The sequence below is a fragment of the Pelomonas sp. Root1237 genome, assembly GCF_001425055.1.
In the GTDB taxonomy this organism is placed as follows: Bacteria; Pseudomonadota; Gammaproteobacteria; order Burkholderiales; family Burkholderiaceae_C; genus Pelomonas.
This window is the reverse complement of the sequence record NZ_LMDK01000020.1, coordinates 207861-227065: the sequence shown is the minus strand read 5'-3', so window position 1 is coordinate 227065 and position 19205 is coordinate 207861. Positions and strand designations below refer to the sequence as shown.

Below are 19205 nucleotides of genomic sequence, written 5' to 3'. Positions count from 1 at the left end.
CCAAAAAAGAAAACGGGGCCGAAGCCCCGTCTCAGTTCAATCAACAACCCGACTCACCACACCGTCAGCGGATCACTCGCCACCATCGCACTCCCCGCCTTGCACGAGAACGCCTGCGCGAAGTAAGCCGAATTGCTCATCGGCGTCAGCACGCGGAACTTGGCCGGCGAGTGCGGGTCGGTTCGCACCTGGTTGATGAGGAACTCGGTGCGCACCTTGGATCGCCAGACCAGCGCGTTGCTGATGAAGAAGCGTTGTGCCGGCGTGTAGCCTTCGATCTTCCGGTCCGCGCCACCGCTGCGCTTGAGCGCGCGCTGCAGGCCTTCGTAGGCGATGGGCAGGCCCGACATGTCGGAGATGTTCTCGCCCAGCGTGAGCCGGCCGTTGATGTTGTAGCCGGGCAGCGGCGAGATTGCGGCGTAGCGGTCGGCCACCTTGTCGGCACGGGCCTTGTAGCCGGCGGCATCGGCCGGCGTCCACCAGTCGGTCAATGAGCCGATGGCATCGAAGTTGCGGCCGCTGTCGTCGAAATGGTGGGTGATCTCGTGGCCAATCACCGCGCCGATGCCGCCGTAGTTGGTCGCGTCGTCGGCCTTGGCATCAAAAAACGGCGGCTGCAGGATGCCGGCCGGCAGGGTGATCTCGTTGAGGCCGCCCGCCTGCGCATTGACGATGTGCGGCGCCATGCGCCAGCGGCCGCGCTCCACTGGCGAATCCAGGTCCTTGACCTGCTGGCCGCTGTGCCACAGCGAGACCCTGAGCCAGTTGCCGGCATAGTCGTTGGCGCTCAGCTGCAGGCCCTCGTATTGCGGCCACTTCTCGGGCGCGCCGATCTTGGCCTGCATGTTGGCCAGTTTTTCCAGCGCCTTGGCCTTGGTGCCAGGTGTCATCCATTCCAGCTTCTCGATGCGCTCCTTCATGCTGGCGCGCACGTCTTCCACGAGCAGCCCCGCGCGCTTTTGCGCCTCGGGCGAGAAGGCGCGTGTGACGAACACTTCGCCCAGCGCCAGGCCCATCGGCTCGCCGCCGGTGCGCCCGCCGATCTGCAAGATGACGTCCTCGCTGCGCGGCGGGGGGGCTTGCAAGCCGGTGATGGTCTTGCCGCGGTACTCGAACGAGGCCGTGGCGTAGGCCTTGGGCAGGCGGGGCGACAAAGTGTCCAGCACGCGTACCGCCAGGTAGCGGCGCCACAGGTCCAGCGGCGCATCAGTGGCCAGCTTGGCCACGCGTGTGGCGAATTCCGGCTGGCCCACGAGGAAGCGCTGCGGCGGCTTGGCGCCCGCGGTCAGCACGGCCAGGTAGGCGCTCCAGTCCAGCCCCGGTGCGGCGGCGGCCAGTTCCGCCGGGCTCATCGGGTTGTAGCTGGCGTTCGGATCGCGCAGCCTGGCGCGCTCGCGGGTGGCCTCGGCCAGTTGGGCCTCGAAGCCGATCAGCGCGTCCAGCTCGGCGTCACTGGCCGGGCGGCCGGCGGCGGCGAGCAGGGTCTGGGCGAAGCTGCGGTAGGCGGCGCCGACGGTGCGGGTGCGCTCGTCGCTGCGGAAGTAGTCGTCACGGTCCGGCAGGCCCAGGCCCGACTGCGAAAGCGCCAGCACGTTGCGGCGCGTGTCCTTGCGGTCGGCCTGCACGCTGAAGTTCAGGGGCGCGTGGATGCCGCTGCGGTTCAGCAGCGCCAGCAGGGTGGGCAGGTCTTCGCGGCGCTGCAGGCCGTCAATCCGGTTCAGCAGTGGCGTGATCGAACTGATGCCGCGCGCCTCGACGGCGGCCTCGTCCATGCCGCTTAAGAAATAGGCCGCAATGAGCTTCAGGCCCGGTGTGTTCTGCAGCGCCGGCTTGTCGGCCAATTCCTTCAGTGCCTTGTCCAGCACCGCGTCGTTGTTCTGGCGCAGCTGATCGAAGTTGCCAATGCGGCCACGGCTGGCGGGCACCTCGGTGGCGGCCTCCCAGTTGCCATTGACGAAGGCGTAGAAGTCGTCGCAGGGGCTGACGTCCTTGGACAGGCCGCTCAGGTCGAGGGCTTGGGCGGTGGCGGCCAGTCCGAGCAGGGCGGTGGCAGCGGCCAGGCAATGGCGGGCGAATCGGGGCATGGAGGTGACGAGCTGGAAGCCGTGAAACCGGGAGATTAGAGCGGCCACCGCCATCGCGGGCCGGAAGACACAAGGCATGATTACGGGTTTTCACCAAGTCACTTGCTCCTGGTCATGCCCGTTTTCCTGCGCCCGATGCTGGCCCTCGCTGCCTCACTTCTGCTGTCCTCAGCGGCCCTTGCCCAACCCGTGCAAGGGCAGGGCGCCACCTTTCCATCCAAGGTCTACGAGACCTGGGCGCGCGCCTTCGAGAAGGCCGGCGGCGGCGCCGTTGCTTACAAGGGCACGGGCTCGGGCGACGGCATCAAGCAGATAGGTGCCCGCAAGGTGGATTTCGGCGGCACCGACGCGCCGCTGCCGCCGTCCGAGCTGGCCAAGCAGAAACTGGTGCAGATCCCGATGCTGATCGGTGGCGTCGTGCCGGTCGTCCATCTGCCGCTGGCCGCGCCGCTACAGCTCGATGGCGAGGTGCTGGCCGACATCTTCCAGGGCCGCATCAAGGTCTGGAACGATGCCCGCATCGCGGCGCTGAACCCGGGTGTCGGCCTGCCGGGCCTGGCGATCAAGCGCGTCGTGCGTGCCGAGAAATCGGGCACCACCGAGGGCTTCAGCCGCTATCTCGCGGGCGCTTCGGCCGCGTTCAAGACCGACGTCGGCATCGGCCAGTTGCCCGCCTGGCCGAGCGACCCGCTGAAGGCCGAGGGCAATGACGGCATGGTGCAGACGCTGCGCGCCACGCCGGGTGCCATCGCCTATGTCTCCTACGACCGTGTGCTGCGCGACAAGCTGGCCGCCGTGAAGCTGCGCAACGCGGCCGGCCGCTTCGTGCTGCCGACCGAGCAGGGCTTTCGTGCCGCCGTCCTGGAGAGCGACATGCACCGCCAGGGCGACGACCTCGCCACGCTGCTGGACCGCCCGGGCAACGACGCCTGGCCGATCACCTTGACCAGCTTCGTGCTGCTTGATGCCGAACCCGCCACGGCCGCCAGGACACAGGGCGCGCTGAAGTTCCTCTACTGGTGCTTCATGCATGGCGACGACCTGACCCGCGGCACCGGCTTCGCGCCGCTGCCCATCAGCGTGCAATCTCGTCTGGCAGCGCGCTTTACCCAGGTGCGGCCCAAGGACGGCCAGCTGCCGGCCTACCAGAGCTTCTAAACTGCCCAGCCATGGCCGCCCCGACAGAACTCACCGTCCACCAGCACTCTCGCGTCCTGGAGATCGCCTTCGACGACGGCGCGCGTTTTCGCATCCCCTTCGAGCTGATGCGCGTCTACAGCCCCTCGGCCGAGGTCATGGGCCATGGCCCGGGCCAGGAAGTGCTGCAGACGGGCAAGCGCGACGTGGGCATCACCGGCCTGGAGCCGGTCGGCCACTACGCCGTGCGGCCCGAGTTCTCGGACGGTCACGCCAGCGGCCTGTTCACCTGGGACTATCTCTACAAGCTGGGCAGCCAGCAGGACGCTCTCTGGCGCGACTACGAGGCCCGCCTTGCCGCCGCTGGCAAGAGCCGCGACGACGCCATGCCCGTCAAAGGTGGCGGCAGCTGCCATTCGCATTGAATCCCGGCACTGAATCCATGACTCAAACGCATTTCGGTTTCCAGCAGGTCGACGAGAACGAGAAGGCCACCAAGGTCCGTGGCGTCTTCGACTCGGTCGCTTCCAAGTACGACCTGATGAATGACCTCATGTCGGCCGGCATGCACCGGGCCTGGAAGGCCTACACCGTGCAGGTCGCCAACCTGAAGCCGGGCGAGCGAGCCCTGGACATTGCCGGCGGCACCGGTGACCTGTCGCGCGCCTTCGCCCGCAAGGTCGGCGAGACCGGCCTCGTCGTGCACACCGACATCAACGAGGCCATGCTGCGCCAGGGCCGCAACCGCTTGTTGGATGAGGGTCTGATCCTGCCCACCAGCCTGGCCGACGCCGAGAAGCTGCCCTTCAAGAGCGAGAGCTTCGACCTCGTCAGCGTCGCTTTCGGCCTGCGCAACATGACGCACAAGGAGCAGGCCCTGGCCGAGATGTGCCGCGTGCTCAAGCCGGGCGGCCGGCTGCTGGTGCTGGAGTTCTCGCGCATCGCCGAGCCGCTGAAGAAGCCGTACGACTGGTACTCCTTCAACATCCTGCCCAAGCTGGGTTCGCTGTTCGCTGGCGACGCCGAGAGCTACAAATACCTGGCCGAGTCCATTCGCATGCATCCCGACCAGGCCACGCTCAAGGCCATGATGAAGACGGCCGGATTCGGCCACGTGGACGTGCACAACCTCAGTGCCGGCATCGTCGCCCTGCACGCCGGGATCAAATGTTGACCCCTCGCTCAGTCTTGCCCTGCTGGACGCGGGCAGCCTGATCGGCCTTGCAGGCCGCGCAGCGGTCAAGCCCGCTGCTCTGCGGCAGGCACGGCGAGTCCACTGGACTCACCATGTCCGGCCTCAGCCCCCGGGGGATGGCGATGCTTGCCGCATTGAGCGGCAAGCGCATCGCCTGAGCGGGCCGGCTAGGGAGCGGCCCGTCGCTCGGCCCGAAAGTCGAATACCGAATATTGCGTATCGAATGACGCCGGAAGGCGTCATCCTCAATCGCAAGCGACCACCCCCCAAGAACGTGGGATCTTGGGAACTTCCCGCTTGTATTTGCTCTAACTGCCGGTCGCCGACGAACCCAGTTATGGCTTCGTGGGCCCCGCAGAAGCGACATATCGCGCCGCTACACTCGTTCGCTCTTTGGGGCGGGTGCCCTTTCTCTGCATAACAAGGACCTTCATCAGATGGCAAACCGACAGAACAAGCACCGTGCCCACCTGCTCTTGGCAGTCGTCGCCGTTGCGGCGCTGCTGACGGCCTGCGGTGGTGACAAGGGCGACAAGGCATCCCAGACGGCGGCCAAGGTCAACAAGGAAGAGATCACCGTCCACCAGATCAATTTCGTGCTGCAGCGCCAGCAGGGCCTCAAGCCGGAGCAGGCCGAGGCCGCCAGCCGTCAGGTGCTGGAGCGCCTGATCGACCAGGAACTGGCGGTCCAGAAGGCGCAGGAGCAAAAGCTCGACCGCGACCCGCGCGTCGTGCAGCAGATCGAAGCCGCCAAGCGCGAGATCATCGCCCGGGCTTACGCCGAGCGCGTTGGCGAAAGCGTTGCCAAGCCCAACAACGAAGAGATTGCCAAGTACTACAACGACAAGCCGGCCCTGTTCAAGGACCGCCGCATCTACAGCCTGCAGGAACTGCAGATCGAGGCCAAGCCGGAGCAGTTCGAGACCATCCGCGCCAAGCTCGCGGCGGCCAAGAACCTCAACGAGTTCGCTGAATACCTGAAGTCCGCCGACATCCGCTTCAACGGCAACCAGGCCGTGCGGGCCGCCGAGCAGCTGCCCCTGGCCGGCCTGGACGCCATTGCCAAGATGAAGGATGGCGACTCCATGGTCAGCCCCAGCCCCAACGGGATGACGGTGCTCTTCCTCGTCGGCTCGCGCAGCCAGCCCGTGGATGAAGTCCGCGCCCGCCCTGCCATCGAAGCTTTCCTGATGAACCAGCGCAAGGCCGAAGTCGTGCAGAGGGACATCAAGGCGCTGCGTGACAGTTCCAAGATCGAATACGTCGGCAAGTTCGCGCAGGCGGCTTCGGCGGCTGGCGGTGTGACGCCTGTTGCGCCTGCGCCCGTGGCGCCGGTCACCTCTGAGGCGCCTGCTCCTGCTCCCGCTGCTGCCCCGGCGGCCAGCGGTCTTGATTCGGCTTCGATCTCCAAGGGTATGGGTCTGAAATGATGAAGATTCGTTTTCACCAACTGCTTCTTGCCGCCACTTTCGGTTTGGCGGCCGCGTGCGTGCAGGCTCAGGCTCCTGCCCCTGCCAAGGCGGCTGCTCCCGCCATGGCTGAATATCATCTGGGCGCTGGCGACGTCGTCCGTGTGGTCGTGTATCAGAACCCGGACCTGACACTCGAAACTCGGGTGTCAGAAACAGGCGTCATCAGCTACCCGTTGCTCGGCAACATCCGCATTGGCGGCTTGGGCGTCAGCGCCGCCGAAAAGCTCATCGCCGAAGGCTTGAAGAGCGGCAACTTCGTCAAGTCGCCACAGGTCACGCTTGTCCTGATGCAGATCAAGGGCAACCAGGCCAGCGTGCTGGGCCAGGTCAACCGCCCCGGCCGCTTCCCGATCGAAACCGCTGACATGCGCATGACCGACCTGCTGGCCAATGCGGGTGGCGTTGCGACGACGGGCGGTGACCAACTCGTGCTGACCGGCATGCGCAACGGTAAGCCCTTCCGCACGGAAATCGACCTGCCCACCGTCTTCGGTCCCGCCGCGGAGCAGGGCCGAGTCAACGATGTGCTGATCCAGAACGGCGACGTGCTCTGGGTGGACCGTGCTCCGCTGGTCTATATCTATGGCGAGGTGCAGCGCCCCGGGCCGATGCGCCTGGAGCGCGGCATGACCCTGATGCAGGTGCTCGCGGTTGGGGGTGGCCTGACCCAGCGCGGTACCGAGCGGGGCGTCCGTGTGCACCGAAAGTCTGCCGATGGGCGCGTCCAGGTCGTCACGCCCGCGATGGACGAGAAGGTCCAGGACGGGGACGTCGTTTACGTGCGTGAAAGCCTCTTCTAAGAGCTCTGAGCCAGGACGGGAACAATGACTTTTGCTCAATTCATCGCTGTCTTGCGCGCCAGAAAGTGGGCGGCGCTTGGTGTTTTCGCGTTTGTTGTCACGGCGATCGTCGTGATCAGCCTGGTGCTGCCCAAGAAGTACAAGGGCGAAGCCAGCGTGGTGATCGACGTCAAGCCCGACCCGATCACCGCGTTCGTCAATCCTTCGGCGATCATGCCCAGCTTCATGGCGACGCAGCTGGATATCCTGATGAGCGATCGCGTTGCGCTGCGCGTCATTCGCGATCTCAGATTGACGGAAGTTCCGGGTATTCGGGAGCAGTGGCAGGACGATGGTGAAGGGAAGGGAACCATCGAGCAGTACGTGATTCTCTTTCTGCAAAACTATCTTGACGTCAAGCCGAGTCGGGAAAGCAACGTCATCAATATTTCGTTCAAGAGCCAGGATCCCACCTTCGCCGCCGCGCTGGCGAATGCATACGCAAAGGCTTATATCGCCACCACGTTGGAACTGCGCGCGGACCCTGCGCAGAATTTCAGGAAGTTCTTCGATACGCAAACCCATGACGCCCGCGAAGCGCTTGAAAGAGCCCAGGCCAAGCTGTCGGCCTTTCAGCGTGAAAAGGGAATCATCGCCACGGACGAACGGCTCGACGTAGAGAACGCGAGATTGAACGAACTCAGCAGTCAGCTGACGCAGTTGCAGGCCATCTCCGCGGAAAGCTCGAGCCGCCAGACCCAGGCCCAGGGCACCCAGACTGATCGGCTCCAAGAGGTGATCAACAACCCGGTGATTGGGGGCCTGAAGCTCGACTTGAGCCGCGCGGAAGCACGGCTGCAGGAACTGTCGCAGCGCCTGGGAGACGCGAATCCGCAGGTGGGCGAAACGAAGGCCAATATTGCCGAACTGAAGCGCAAGATCGACAGCGAAACGACGCGGATTTCGGGCGGCGTCTCGGTCAGCAACACGATCAACAAATCTCGTGAGGGGCAGGTCCGGGCCTCGCTGGATGCTCAGCGCATGAAGGTTCTTGAACTGAAGTCTTCGCGGGACGAGGTCACCGTCCTGCAGCGGGAGGTCGAGAATGCGCAGCGCATCTACGATGGTTTGGCCGCCCGCCTGAGCCAGACCGGACTCGAGGCGCAGAACACGCAGAGCTATGCCAGCATGCTGACCGTCGCGCTGCCGCCCGCGGAACACAGCAGCCCGAAACTCTTGCTGAATACGGCAGTCGGTATCTTGCTGGGCGGTTTGCTGGCGGTGGGCGTCGCGCTCATCCTCGAATTGAACGACCGCCGCATTCGCGCGCTGGAGGATGTGGTGACGGCATTGGGTCTTCCGGTGCTGGGCACGCTTCCCAAGCCAACGGCAAAACGGTTCAACCCCGCACGTCCGATGCTCCATTCGCCTGGCGCACCGGCGCTCAGCGCCCCTGACTCCGGCCGGAGCATTTGATGACGTCTTACGAAAACGTGGCTGACCGCTCCATAGGGAGCATCCTCAAGGACCTGCGGCTGCTGTCTGCCGATCAAGTCGAAAAAATCGTCCAACAGCAACGAAGTGAGGGCCTGCGCTTTGGCGAGGCAGCGGTCGCACTCGGGTTCGCGAGCAATGACGACGTCATGTTCGCCCTGGCCCAACAGTTCCACTATCCGCTGGCAGCGGACGATGAGCGGCGCAAGGCCAATCCCGAACTCGTCGCCCTGAACCAGCCGTTCGGTGTGCAGGCCGAAAGCTTCCGCGCGGTGCGCAGCCAGATCATGATGCGGCTCTACAACGAGGGCCAGCAGCGCAGGGCGATTGCCGTGGTGAGCCCCGACAGTGGTGACGGAAAGACCTACTTTGCGGCGAACCTCGCCGTGGTTCTGGCCCAGCTTGGCGGGCGTACCTTGTTGGTCGATGCCGACATGAGGCATCCGCGTCAGCACGAAGTGTTTGGCGTGAGTAACGATGCCGGCCTTTCCGGCATCTTGAGCGGCCGCGCGGAGGCCAAGGTCATCCAGCAGGTGCCTAACGTGCAAAGCCTGTTCGTCCTGCCCGTGGGCACCACGCCCCCGAACCCGCTGGAACTGGTTGAACGGCCCGCATTTGGCCTGCTCATGCGCGAGCTGGCCACGAAGTTCGATCATGTCGTGGTGGACAGCCCGGCCGCTTGCTATGGCAGCGACAGCGTGGTGATCGCTGCGCGATGTGGCGCGGCGCTGGTTCTTGCCCGCAAGGATCACGGGCGTATCTCGGCGCTACAGGATCTCGTCGGCAACTTGGCGGAAACGCCGGCCGTCGTGGCAGGTGTGGTGGTCAACGAATTTTGAGCAACTCCGGCCAGCGTGCTGGGCAATCCGTCTAACGTTTGAGAATTGGTTCCACGGGACATGTTGAAGGTTTCGGTATCTAGTCCGACGGCTCGAAGCGTCCCGTGGAGCAACTATTGGACGGTGTGGTTGCCCTTGCTCGTTGCCTTTGCGCTCATGTACGTGCCGACCTATGTCGGCCTCTCGCAGACCGTTTGGGCATCGGCGGAACAAGGCCACGGCCCGATCATCCTGGCCATATCGTTCTGGTTGGCTTGGCGGCGGCGTGAGCAGGTTGCTGCGCTGCCCGACAACGAGGGAAGCTTCCTCGTCGCCGGCCTGCTGTTCGCCGTCGGCATGCCGCTCTACCTGCTCGGCCGCACGCAGCAGCTCGATAGCTTCGAAGTGTTGTCTCAGATCTTCGTGCTCGCCGCGGTCTGTCACTTGATGAAAGGGTCGGCAGGCCTGCGAGTATTGGCGTTTCCGCTGTTGTTCATGCTGTTCATGGTGCCCTTGCCCAGCGTGCTCGTGCAGGTGGTCACCACGCCTCTCAAGGCGGCAGTTTCCTATGTCGCGGAATCCATCATGCACATGGCCGGCTACCCGATCGCGCGCAGTGGCGTGATCTTGTCGGTCGGCCCTTATCAACTGCTGGTGGCCGATGCCTGTGCCGGTTTGAATTCCATGTTCACGCTCGAAGCGCTGGGGCTGCTGTACATGAATCTGATGGGCTACACGTCACCGCTTCGGAACGTCTTGCTCGCGTCGGTCCTCATTCCGGTGTCGTTCTGCGCGAATATCGTTCGGGTCATCATCCTGGTGTTGATCACCTACCATTTCGGGGATGAAGCGGGCCAGGGGTTTGTCCACGGTTTCGCAGGGATGGTCCTCTTCATGGTGGCACTCTTCCTGATGCTGGTCGTCGACAAGCTGATCGGGAAATTCGTGCCGGCCACCCGGGCGCACACTGAATTGGGTTGAGCTCATGAACCAGCGATCCCCTCTCCCTTTGCGCCGCCGGGCAGTGCTGGCCGCGGGGCTCATGACCGGCGCCGCCGTGGCGGGCGAGCTGCTCCAGCCCAAGCCGACGATCACGCGGCCCGATCAGATGCCGGATCTTGACCGGATCATCCCGCAAGCTTTTGAGGGCTGGACGCTGGATCGAAGCATCGTGCCGCTGGAGGTGGCGGCGGACGTCGCCAACACGCTCAATGCGATCTACGACAAGATCCTCTCGCGCACCTACGTCAACCGTGCCGGTGAACGGATCATGTTGTCGCTGGCCTATGGAGCCAACCAGTCGCGCGCATTGCAGCTCCACAAGCCAGAGGTTTGTTATGCGGCCCAGGGATTCAGGGTCAGCCAATTGCATCCCGACGTCATGCATGTGGGGGATTCGTCGCTGCCCGTGATGCGACTGATTGGCCAGCTCGGCAGCCGCGTCGAACCGATCACCTACTGGATGCGCATCGGGGATGACGTGGTCAGGGGCTGGTTCGAGCAGAACCGGGCCCGCCTGGCCTACGGGTTGAACGGGAAGATCCCCGACGGTCTGCTGTTCAGAGTGTCCATGATTTCAGGCGACACGAGCGCGGCGTACCAGCTGCAGGACATTTTCGTCAACGCCCTCTTGAGAGGCATTCCGAAACAGCACCGATCGGTGTTGCTCGGCAGTGTCGCGTTCAACGCGTAGCGGCGTCGAACGGCAATCACAGGTCTGAATCTTGCTCGCCGGCTTCGGGCGGTGTTGATGTAGCCCTGCGCCAAACTTTTGATCACCACTCATGTCGAGCGACACCAAAACCAGCCTCCAACGTGCCGCCAGCAAGATGCTGGGCGGCAGCCTGGCTGTGGTCGTGCTGCAGGCGATCAACTTCGCGCTGCTGGCGCGCAGCCTGGGTGCTGCTGAGTACGGCACATTGGCCACCATCAATTCCGCCGCCTCGCTGTTGTTGCCGCTGGCGGGGTTGGGTTATGGCTCCGTGATGCTGATGCGCGTCGCGCGGGAAGCGCAACACGCACCGGTTGCGCTCGGCAATGCGTTGAGCGTCCAACTGGTCACCGGGTCTGCAGGCGCGGCCATTGGGGCTGCTGCGGTGGTGATGATCTCGTCCACGCCGGTCGCCTTCGGCGTTGCCCTGATCGTCCTGCTGGGCGAACTGGTTTTCATGCGAACCGCTGTCACAGCGGCTCAATTGTTCAGTGCCCTGGAGCAGCAGGGGCGCGCCTCCGTGATCAACGTGGCGACATCCTGTGCGCGCGTGGCCAGCGTTCTCGTCGCGATCATCGTTTCCGACCGCGTCACGGCACTGGTGTGGGCCTCGTTGTTCCTGGCGTTCTCGATCATGTTCGCCGCGGCGCTGATCTGGTTCATGGCCCGCGCGGCGGGCGGCCTATCCGTCGACTGGAAGGCGATCGGCAAAGACCTCGGGCATGGCACCGATTTCTCGCTCGGCACGCTGGCCAAGGCCATCTACACCGATGCGGACAAACTCGTTCTGGCGCGTTTCGGCACCGCCGCCGACGTGGGAACCTATGCGGCGGCCTACCGGGTCGCGGCGATGTCGTTCATGCCGGTGCGCGCCATGCTCGACGCGGCGGCGGGCAGGTTCTTCCGGCAAGGGCAAGGCGGAATTGCACAGGCGCTGGCCTTGTCGCGGCGGGTGCTCACGTTCGCTTTGCCTTACTCGTTGGGAGTCGCCGCCGTGTTGGTCCTGGGCGCTGATTATTTGCCTCTTGTTTTTGGCGCGGGCTATGCGAAGGCCATCCCCTTGATCAAATGGCTGGCGGTGCTGCCTGTGATCCAGGCTGTTCACTACACCTTGTCTGACGCCTTGTCCGGCGCGGGGTACCAGCGCTACCGGATGGTGGCCCAGTTTGTCGTCGTCGTTTTCTATCTTGCGACGGCATTGGTCGTGATACCGCAATTCAGGGCGCCGGGTGCCGCCCTCACATGCCTGGCGAGCGAACTGTTGCTCGCGGTCATCATCGCCGCCCTCGTTATCACCCTTTACCGTCGCCAGAAGGAGTCGCGTTGAATATCCTGATCGCCACGCATGAATATCCGCCGTACCCCGGAGGTATTGGTCGGTATTGTGCCGAGGTGCGAAGCGCCGCATTGGCCCGCGGGCACCGCGTCGATGTACTGGCGCCTGATTTTGCGAGAAGTGCTACAGCGCCGTCGCAGGACGACGCTGGGGTGTTCAGATTTCCTGGCGACGTGTATTCGAACCGGACGCTGCTCACCGTCATTCGTGCATTGCGGCGGCAACTGAGGCAGCGGACTTATGACGTCGTCCACGTCGCCGACTGGCCCCTGCTGCTGGCGTTGCCGTGGAGCGGCGTGCCCCGTGCGGTGAAGACCGTCATGACCTTCCACGGCACGGACGCCATCGTCCTCGGGCGGTCTCGTTCGGCGAGATGGTTGAGGGCTCGCCAGGCCGTCCATCGCCTGGACCGCGTGTGCGCCAACAGTGCGTTCACGCTCTCGCTCGTCGAGCGGGAACTCGCGCCGCCCGCATCCGTCGAGCGCCGGGTTACGCCCCTCGGCGTGGCGGAGTACTGGGCTGAGCCGGCCAGCGCCGAAGAGCGCGCGCAAGTCAGGCGGCTGTGCGGGGCGACCGAGGGAGACCGCATCGTCCTGACCGTGGCGCGGCTCGACCCGCGCAAGGGCCATCTCCGGGCGCTGCAGGCTATCGCCCAACTGCCGCCAGGCCAGCGCCAGACAATCTGCTACCTGGCCATCGGACGGCCCGTCGACCCCGTTTACGCGACGCATCTGCAGTCCGAGGCCAAGCGCCTGGGCGTTCGCGCGACCTTCGCGGGCGCGCAGCCCGACGCCATCGTGCGGGCCGCGTATGCCGAGAGCCGCGCCTTCCTGTTGGCCGCAGAGCCGGATCAAGAGCGCGTCGAAGGCTTCGGCCTCGTGTTTCTGGAGGCGGCGTTCCAGGGCCTGCCCACCGTCAGCACCGCCGCCCATGCGGTGCCCGAAGTCGTTCAGGACCGCGTCACCGGTTTCCTCGCGAAACCCGGCGACACCGCCGACATCGCAGCACAGCTGCTCGCCATGCTCGACGCCAACGCCGCCGGCCAGCTTGCCGGCGCCTGCGTGGCGCGCGCCCGCGAGTTCAGCTGGCAACGGTGCGCTGACCTCACTTATGCCGATTTGTAGGAGGGGCTGACGTGCGTGTGTTGATGGTGAATTCCTTTTACTTCCCTGACCAGGTCGGCGGCGCCGAGCGGTCGCTGAAGATCCTGGCGGATGCCTTGACCGCCGACGGGCATGAAGTGGCCGTGCTGGCCACGGGCGAACCGGCGGCCGAGACCGAACGCGTGGGGCAGGTGCGCGTTTTCCGCCGCCCCTCGGCCAACATTGCGCGGCGGCTGCCCGCCAGCCTGCCATCGGGCTTGCGCAAAGCCGCCTTCCACCTCCACAACACCTACACCGCGGGCAGCTTGCGCCATGCCGACGAGGCACTTGACGCATTCCGCCCCGACGTCGTCCACACCAACAACCTCGCCTGGCTGTCGGTATCGGTCTGGGGCGCCGCGTCACGCAGGCGCATTCCCATCGTGCACACGCTGAGGGACTACGCCCTCCTTTGCGCCAACTACGGCTTCTTTCGCGGCGGCCAACCCTGCGGCACCGATCGCTGCTTCCAGTGCAAGCTGCTTTCGGCCAACAAGATTGCCGCGACCCGGCAGGTGACGGCCGTCGTGGGCAACAGCCGCTACACGCTGGACCGTCACCTCGAGGAAGGCGCGTTCCCGCAGGCGCGGCACTCCGTCATCTACAACGGCTACCGCACCGATCAGCCCATCGATGCGCGGCGCCATCCCAGGCGCGACGGGCGCCCCTTCGTGGTGGGCTTCATTGGCACCTTGACGGCGCACAAAGGCGTCGAGATGCTGCTCAAGACCTTTGCCGGCCTCGTTCGCGGCCCTTGGCAGGGCCATGCCGTCGAACTGGTGATTGCCGGAGAAGGAGAACCGAGCTACACCGCTCATCTAAGGGCCTTGGCTGAGGGCTTGCCGGTCAAGTTCCTGGGTGTCGTGCCGCAGCCCGAGTTCTTCAAGCAGGTCGATGTTTGTGTGGTGCCATCGTTGTGGGCCGAGCCCTTGTCGCGGGTTCTGTTCGAGGCTTTCGCCCACGGCGTACCCGTCATCGCCTCCGCAACCGGCGGCAGCGGTGAGCTCGTCAAGCCCGGAGAAACGGGCTGGTTGTTCGACATCCATGCAGCGGATGGCCTGGCTGTTCAGCTCCAGGCCGCCTACGACGACGCTGACCGCTACGAGGCGATCAGCAGGACGGCTCTGGCGCTGGCGGCCACCTTCAGGCCAGAGCGTGTGGTCAGCGAGTACATCGACCTGTACGAAACCGTGCAGCACCGGGGGTAAGGACCTATGGGTTTCATTGCAGCTTCGCTGAAAACGCCGGGCGCTTCCACGCGTCAGCCAGCGTCCACCGGCAACCTCTTCCTGAGCGTCGGAGGGATCCTCTTCGTTGGCATCTGGACCGTGACACTGATGGGCGGCGCCTGGGACTATCTCTTCAAGCGGCTGCATGCACCGACGCCCTCCGTCACGCTGCTCACGCTGCTGGTGCTGGCGATGTTCTCGCTGCGCCTGCTGAATCGCGGTCGCGAGATGGCGATCGGCGCGCCAGACATTATTGCGGCCACGTGGCTGTTCGCCGCTTTTCTATTGCTGGCAGCAATGGTGAACGCAAACACGCAGTCATTGCCCGTGGTGGGGATCCTCCTGTCCTTTCACGTGTATTTCTTCTATCTGATGTTTTTCGCGGTCTCGCCAATAGTTTCGGGCTCGGTGAAATCGGGACCACTGACGATGTATTTGGTCGCTTTTGGTGTCGTTATGGCAGCAATTGGGGTGGCGCAGGCAGTTACTAAAAATCTTTTCTCGTTCGGCTATTACATCACTGCTTCCGTCAATTCCATTAATGCGACGACGGGAGGGCGCGTCAGGGGCTCCGCATTTTTCTCGCATGCAGACGACCTGGGTATATTTTTGTGTATTCCCCTGGTGATCTGTCTTTACAGATCACTTCTCGCGCCGGCATTCTCCAAACGGCTTGCTTGGCGACTTGTCGGGCTCGTTCTTCTCGCTGGCTGCATCGCCACGCTAACCAGAGCGGTCTATCTGACCGCGGTAGCGGTTTCGCTTCTCACAATATGGGGATACTTGCGGTCAAAGGTCAACCGTGCATCGTTGTTTCCGGTGTGGCTGCCCATTGTTTTAATGGTGGCTGGAGTTGGCGTGTTCTTCCTGCGGTATGTGATCGAAGCGTTCATCATGAACGTCGATGCACTCAGGGATTTTAGGTATTTGGTGTCGGCCAAGTCGCTCGACGCTCGACTCTATGGTGTCAACTATTACCTCCACTACTTGAATGTCGAGGGCCCATTGGCATGGCTCTTCGGTTTGGGTTGGGTGTTCAACTCGAACATCAAAGCGGGCGTGCCAATTGACAATGGGTTTCTTGGAATAGTGGTCAGTTGTGGTCTGGCGGGAATGTCCTTTTGGCTGTACCTTTCGTGGCGTATTTGGGTGGTAATTAATCGAATGGCCGGCGCGGGTGGAGGTGCTTTGGCTGTGCCGCTGGCATCGTTCTATTGCGCGTGGCTGATGATGAGCGTGTTTGGGCTTTATTATGAGCCCTTTATGGTCGCTGTATTGCTCGTCGCTACATTGCCTGCTCAAGAAACCGGTAAATTCCTTTTGCCCAGATATGCCCGCTGAGCGTCTTGATTGGATTGACAGGCTGAGAGGGATCGGTATCGTCCTGGTTGTTCTTGGGCACAATCCGTGGCTGAAGAATCATCAGCTCCACGCTGCGATTTATTTGTTCCACATGCCGTTGTTCTTTTATGCGGCTGGCCTAGTGCACAAAGAGGTTCCGCTCACAAGGTATCTTCGCAGCCGTCTTCGGGCATTGTTGGTCCCATATTTGGTTTGTGGTGTATTATTTTCTTTAATAGCTGCGAAATTGGATTGGCGAGCGCTTATTGCGAACTTGATCGGCGTGATTGCAGGCGTAGGCGACCTCATGCCGCAGCCACACATTTGGTTTCTTCCATGTCTCTTCCTGGTCGGCATCGCTCAACTTGTGACGCTTCGCAACACAAGTGAAATGCGCACGCCGCGTTTACTTGTTATTTTGCTTGTTCTGCTAATTTTCGCACAGACGTCCCGTTATGCCATGCCGGGTATTGAAATCGACCGTGATACCGTCACCTATCGGGCACTCCCTTGGTCCTTAGATCTTGTGCCCGTAGGTTTAGCGTTTTTTGCGTTCGGAATTACAGTTAGGCGACGTTATTTACATCTCGTAGGAAGTTCAGCTCATCACCCCGTATGGATCTTAGTGTTGGCCGCCTTGGTGGCTGCCATCGGTTGGTACGCTTCAGGTCTAGGCTTAATGGTTCTCGATTTGAATCATCGGCTCATTGAGGGCGTTGGCACATTGCCCTTCGCTGTTGTTTGCGTCTTGGTCGTGTCAGGACTATGCGTTCTGATCCGCGGTAAGGCGGGTTCGGCATTGGAGTACATAGGGCAACGATCGCTGGTGATTTTCCTGTTTCACTACTATGTGCAAAGCAGGATTAGCACTCGCATAGATGGGTTCGGTGGTGCGATGGTTGGATTTTCATGTGGGTTGATAGTGCCGCTTGCTCTTGATTTCGCAATTCGAAAATATGCTGTTTTGGAATGGATTTTTTACCCCAAGAAGACCACATAAATAGGGGCAATTAAACCCTGAAAGGGGAATATATGTTTAGCATCAAGTTTGTGCGTCGCTTGGGTATCTTCGCCAGCGGAGTTGCCTTTTCCGTCATCGTGTCCGCGGCGACCGCGGATCCGACGCCCGTGAATGGCAGTTTCATCGTCGATACGCTGCCAAGCCAATGGCTCATCGTGCGGGGGACAAAAGGCACCGCATCGGTCACCGTCCGCGATGTCGACGGCCAATTCGCCTACCGCGCCGACAATTTCGTGCTCAATGCGTCGAGCAACCTGCTGACGCTGCCTGCACTCACGCCGGGCTTCTACAGGCTCACCGTCCAGGTGCCCGAAGAGGTTGCGGTCAAGCCGGTCTCCTTTGTGGTCATCCCGGCCACGCGCCCAAAGCTGGACAAGCGTTTCGGCATGGACGCGGGTCTGAGCTGGTACGGCGGCGATGATCAGTCGATAGGCAAGGCCATCGATGCCTTGTCGGCGGCCGGTGTCGGCTCCGTGCGTGACCGACTGCGCTGGTCCCAGGTGCAGCTCACCGCTGCGGTGAACCCGCCGTTGTGGGGGCGATTCCTCAACGTGGCCCGCAGGCTGTCCCTTGCAGGTTTCTCGCAAGTGACGTCGTTCCACGATTCACCGGCCTTTACTCGCTACAGCAGCGACACGGTGACGTCGGGCGACCGCAAGCCGCCACGCGACCTTGCGGCGCTGCAGGCTTTCGGCGCGGCGTTTGCGCGCGACATGGGTCCGTACTTTGACGGGGTCGAATATTGGAATGAGCAGAACACCGATTTCTACCTTGGTACGCCCTGGCAATATGCCTCGCAGTTGAAGGCGTTCTATGCAGGTGTGAAGTCGGCTCGGCCGCAATTGAAGGTGCTGGGTGGAGCGCCGTCCCGCGGGCTCGACGAGTTTTTCAAGGCGACCTACGAGAACAGCGGCGTGGCGTCGCTGGATCTGCGCAACCAGCATTACTACGCCAATCCCGACCAGACGCTGGAGTTCGTTGCGGCCAGCGTCGCTCCAATCGACGCCGCCGGCGGCGCCACGGGTCAGCCGGGCTGGATCACCGAGACCGGCCTGGGCGTGCAGGGTCCGACGGGCACCGCGGGTCCCATCACGGCCGCGACCGAACGGGCGCAAGCGGCTTTCCTCGTGAAGACCTATGCATCCGGGTTCGCTGCGGGCTACGAGCGCGTCTTCTTCTTCTTTTTCCGGGAACTCGTCGAGCAGGGCCGCGCCAACTGGGGCGTGTTGAATGCCGACTTTTCACCGCGCCCGTCCTATGCGGCTCTGGCGGCATTGGTGCGGCACGTGAACGGCAAGCCGTTGGCGGGCTATCGCCACGTGGCGAATTCCGCTTCGTCCGCCGTGTTCTTCGGTGACGGTACTTCCGGTGTCGTCGCGGTGGCCTGGGGTGACGAGGCGGCCTCGGCCAAGTGGCCCGCCGATGCGAAGTTCTGGGACATGTTCGGCCGCCCGCTGAACCGCAGCGAGTTGGGCGGCAGTGAGCCCGTGCTCGTCGCCACGACTTCAACCAGCCTGGTCGGCATCACCAAGCTGCCCGCGGCGGCCGCGTCAGTCGCGGCGCGTGCGACGCTGCGTATCGTCGGCGACATCGAGGCGCCGGGGACCGTTGGCAAGGAGGTCGTGGGTGCTCATGCGCTCGAAGCGGCCACGGTGGCAGGTAGCACCGTTCGCGTCAGCGGTGCCGTGCTGGCGAACTCTTCCATAGTGGCACAGACGCTGAACGTGGATTGCTCGGGCAGCAGCGACATGGTGCCGGTGCAGAGGCAGGTGGCGGTTGGCGTGCGGCCCAATACGTCGACGCCGTTTGCCTGTGAATTCAAGGCCGGCTCGACGGCAGGCGTGCGCGGCTTCATGCGCGCCTCGGTGTCCAGCGGTGGCGTCACGGACGCGCTGGTCGTGCGCACGGTGTCGGTGCCCGACACCAGCGCAGCGGCCTTGGGCGCGAAGTTATCGGCGCCGGTTTGCCTGACCTGGCGTACCCGGTCCGCGCCCATTGTCTCGATGGCGCTGGAGGCGAAGTCCTCGACCGGCAACTCCTGCATGGATGGTTTCATCTCGCGTTCGACGTTGAACATCGCGGGTGACGGCTGGGTGTTCCCGATTGCCGATGTGCCGGCGACCGTCGCATCCACCTTGAACGGGGTTTCGTTCAAGGCAGCCCCGCTTGCCGGCGTGGCCTATCCGCTCAAGCCGCTGATGATGCAGGCCGTGGACAAGGACGGTGCAATCTGGTTGCTGCCACTGGCAACCGAGAAACTGGCGAGCGGCGTAGTCCAGCACACGGCGCTGTTCGCGACGGCGCGGTTGGCGGACTGGTCGACAGTCAAGAAGAGCGCGTTGGCCGCTGGTTCGGTGGCGCAGATGTCGATCGGCTTTGCTGGCGGAGGCGGGACGGCGACCGACAAGACGGCGTTCGTGATTTCGGAGATGCGAGCCCTATAAAG

At 63.3% G+C, this 19205-nt stretch carries 16 protein-coding genes; 15 read left to right on the top strand and 1 reads right to left on the bottom strand.

Features of this window, described 5'->3' with window-relative positions; genetic code table 11:
- Positions 1-53 precede the first annotated feature (53 nt).
- Positions 54-2084 (bottom strand): M13 family metallopeptidase, encoded by a 2031-nt coding sequence (locus ASC91_RS25760; RefSeq protein WP_056204141.1) that lies wholly within the window; start codon positions 2082-2084, stop codon positions 54-56.
- 114 nt (positions 2085-2198) lie between these two features.
- Between ASC91_RS25760 and pstS the strand changes: the two genes are divergently transcribed.
- From pstS to ASC91_RS25690, 15 genes are all read left to right on the top strand, one after another.
- Positions 2199-3242, top strand: coding sequence for a phosphate ABC transporter substrate-binding protein PstS (pstS, locus tag ASC91_RS25755; protein WP_157282116.1), 1044 nt, complete (start codon positions 2199-2201; stop codon positions 3240-3242).
- Between the two features lie 11 nt (positions 3243-3253).
- Positions 3254-3646: a gamma-butyrobetaine hydroxylase-like domain-containing protein gene (locus tag ASC91_RS25750; protein WP_056204136.1), complete on the top strand. Its 393-nt coding sequence runs from the start codon at positions 3254-3256 to the stop codon at positions 3644-3646.
- 17 nt (positions 3647-3663) lie between these two features.
- Positions 3664-4395 (top strand): bifunctional demethylmenaquinone methyltransferase/2-methoxy-6-polyprenyl-1,4-benzoquinol methylase UbiE, encoded by a 732-nt coding sequence (ubiE, locus tag ASC91_RS25745; protein WP_056204133.1) that lies wholly within the window; start codon positions 3664-3666, stop codon positions 4393-4395.
- A 458-nt stretch (positions 4396-4853) separates the two neighbouring features.
- On the top strand, positions 4854-5846 hold the full coding sequence (locus tag ASC91_RS25740; protein WP_056204130.1) for an EpsD family peptidyl-prolyl cis-trans isomerase: 993 nt from the start codon (positions 4854-4856) through the stop codon (positions 5844-5846).
- Between the two features lie 104 nt (positions 5847-5950).
- Complete coding sequence (gene epsE / locus ASC91_RS25735; protein WP_235532104.1) at positions 5951-6688, top strand: polysaccharide export protein EpsE; 738 nt, start codon at positions 5951-5953, stop codon at positions 6686-6688.
- 24 nt (positions 6689-6712) lie between these two features.
- Positions 6713-8143 carry a chain length determinant protein EpsF gene (gene epsF / locus ASC91_RS25730; protein ID WP_056204127.1) on the top strand — a complete coding sequence of 477 codons (1431 nt, stop codon included), beginning with the start codon at positions 6713-6715 and terminating at the stop codon, positions 8141-8143.
- Positions 8143-9000: a CpsD/CapB family tyrosine-protein kinase gene (locus ASC91_RS25725; protein ID WP_056204125.1), complete on the top strand. Its 858-nt coding sequence runs from the start codon at positions 8143-8145 to the stop codon at positions 8998-9000. Before epsF ends, ASC91_RS25725 begins: the two co-directional genes overlap by 1 nt.
- A gap of 60 nt (positions 9001-9060) precedes the next feature.
- Positions 9061-9960, top strand: coding sequence for an exosortase B (gene xrtB, locus ASC91_RS25720; protein ID WP_056204122.1), 900 nt, complete (start codon positions 9061-9063; stop codon positions 9958-9960).
- Positions 9961-9964: 4 nt separating this feature from the next.
- A complete protein-coding gene (epsI, locus tag ASC91_RS25715; RefSeq protein WP_082533011.1) occupies positions 9965-10672 on the top strand; it encodes an exosortase-associated protein EpsI, B-type in 708 nt (235 codons plus the stop codon).
- Positions 10673-10763: 91 nt separating this feature from the next.
- The gene (locus tag ASC91_RS25710; RefSeq protein WP_056204117.1) at positions 10764-12017 is read left to right on the top strand and encodes a lipopolysaccharide biosynthesis protein; all 1254 of its coding nucleotides are present in this window, start codon (positions 10764-10766) and stop codon (positions 12015-12017) included.
- A complete protein-coding gene (locus ASC91_RS25705; RefSeq protein ID WP_162247866.1) occupies positions 12014-13150 on the top strand; it encodes a glycosyltransferase family 4 protein in 1137 nt (378 codons plus the stop codon). Before ASC91_RS25710 ends, ASC91_RS25705 begins: the two co-directional genes overlap by 4 nt.
- A gap of 11 nt (positions 13151-13161) precedes the next feature.
- Positions 13162-14376: a glycosyltransferase family 4 protein gene (locus tag ASC91_RS25700; RefSeq protein WP_157282113.1), complete on the top strand. Its 1215-nt coding sequence runs from the start codon at positions 13162-13164 to the stop codon at positions 14374-14376.
- Between the two features lie 6 nt (positions 14377-14382).
- Positions 14383-15738, top strand: a complete 1356-nt coding sequence (locus ASC91_RS25695; protein WP_056204108.1) for a hypothetical protein — start codon at positions 14383-14385, stop codon at positions 15736-15738.
- On the top strand, positions 15728-16738 hold the full coding sequence (locus ASC91_RS29060) for an acyltransferase family protein (protein ID WP_162247865.1): 1011 nt from the start codon (positions 15728-15730) through the stop codon (positions 16736-16738). Before ASC91_RS25695 ends, ASC91_RS29060 begins: the two co-directional genes overlap by 11 nt.
- Before the next feature lie 32 nt (positions 16739-16770).
- The gene (locus tag ASC91_RS25690) at positions 16771-19203 is read left to right on the top strand and encodes a hypothetical protein (protein ID WP_056204106.1); all 2433 of its coding nucleotides are present in this window, start codon (positions 16771-16773) and stop codon (positions 19201-19203) included.
- The last annotated feature ends 2 nt before the right edge of the window (positions 19204-19205 follow it).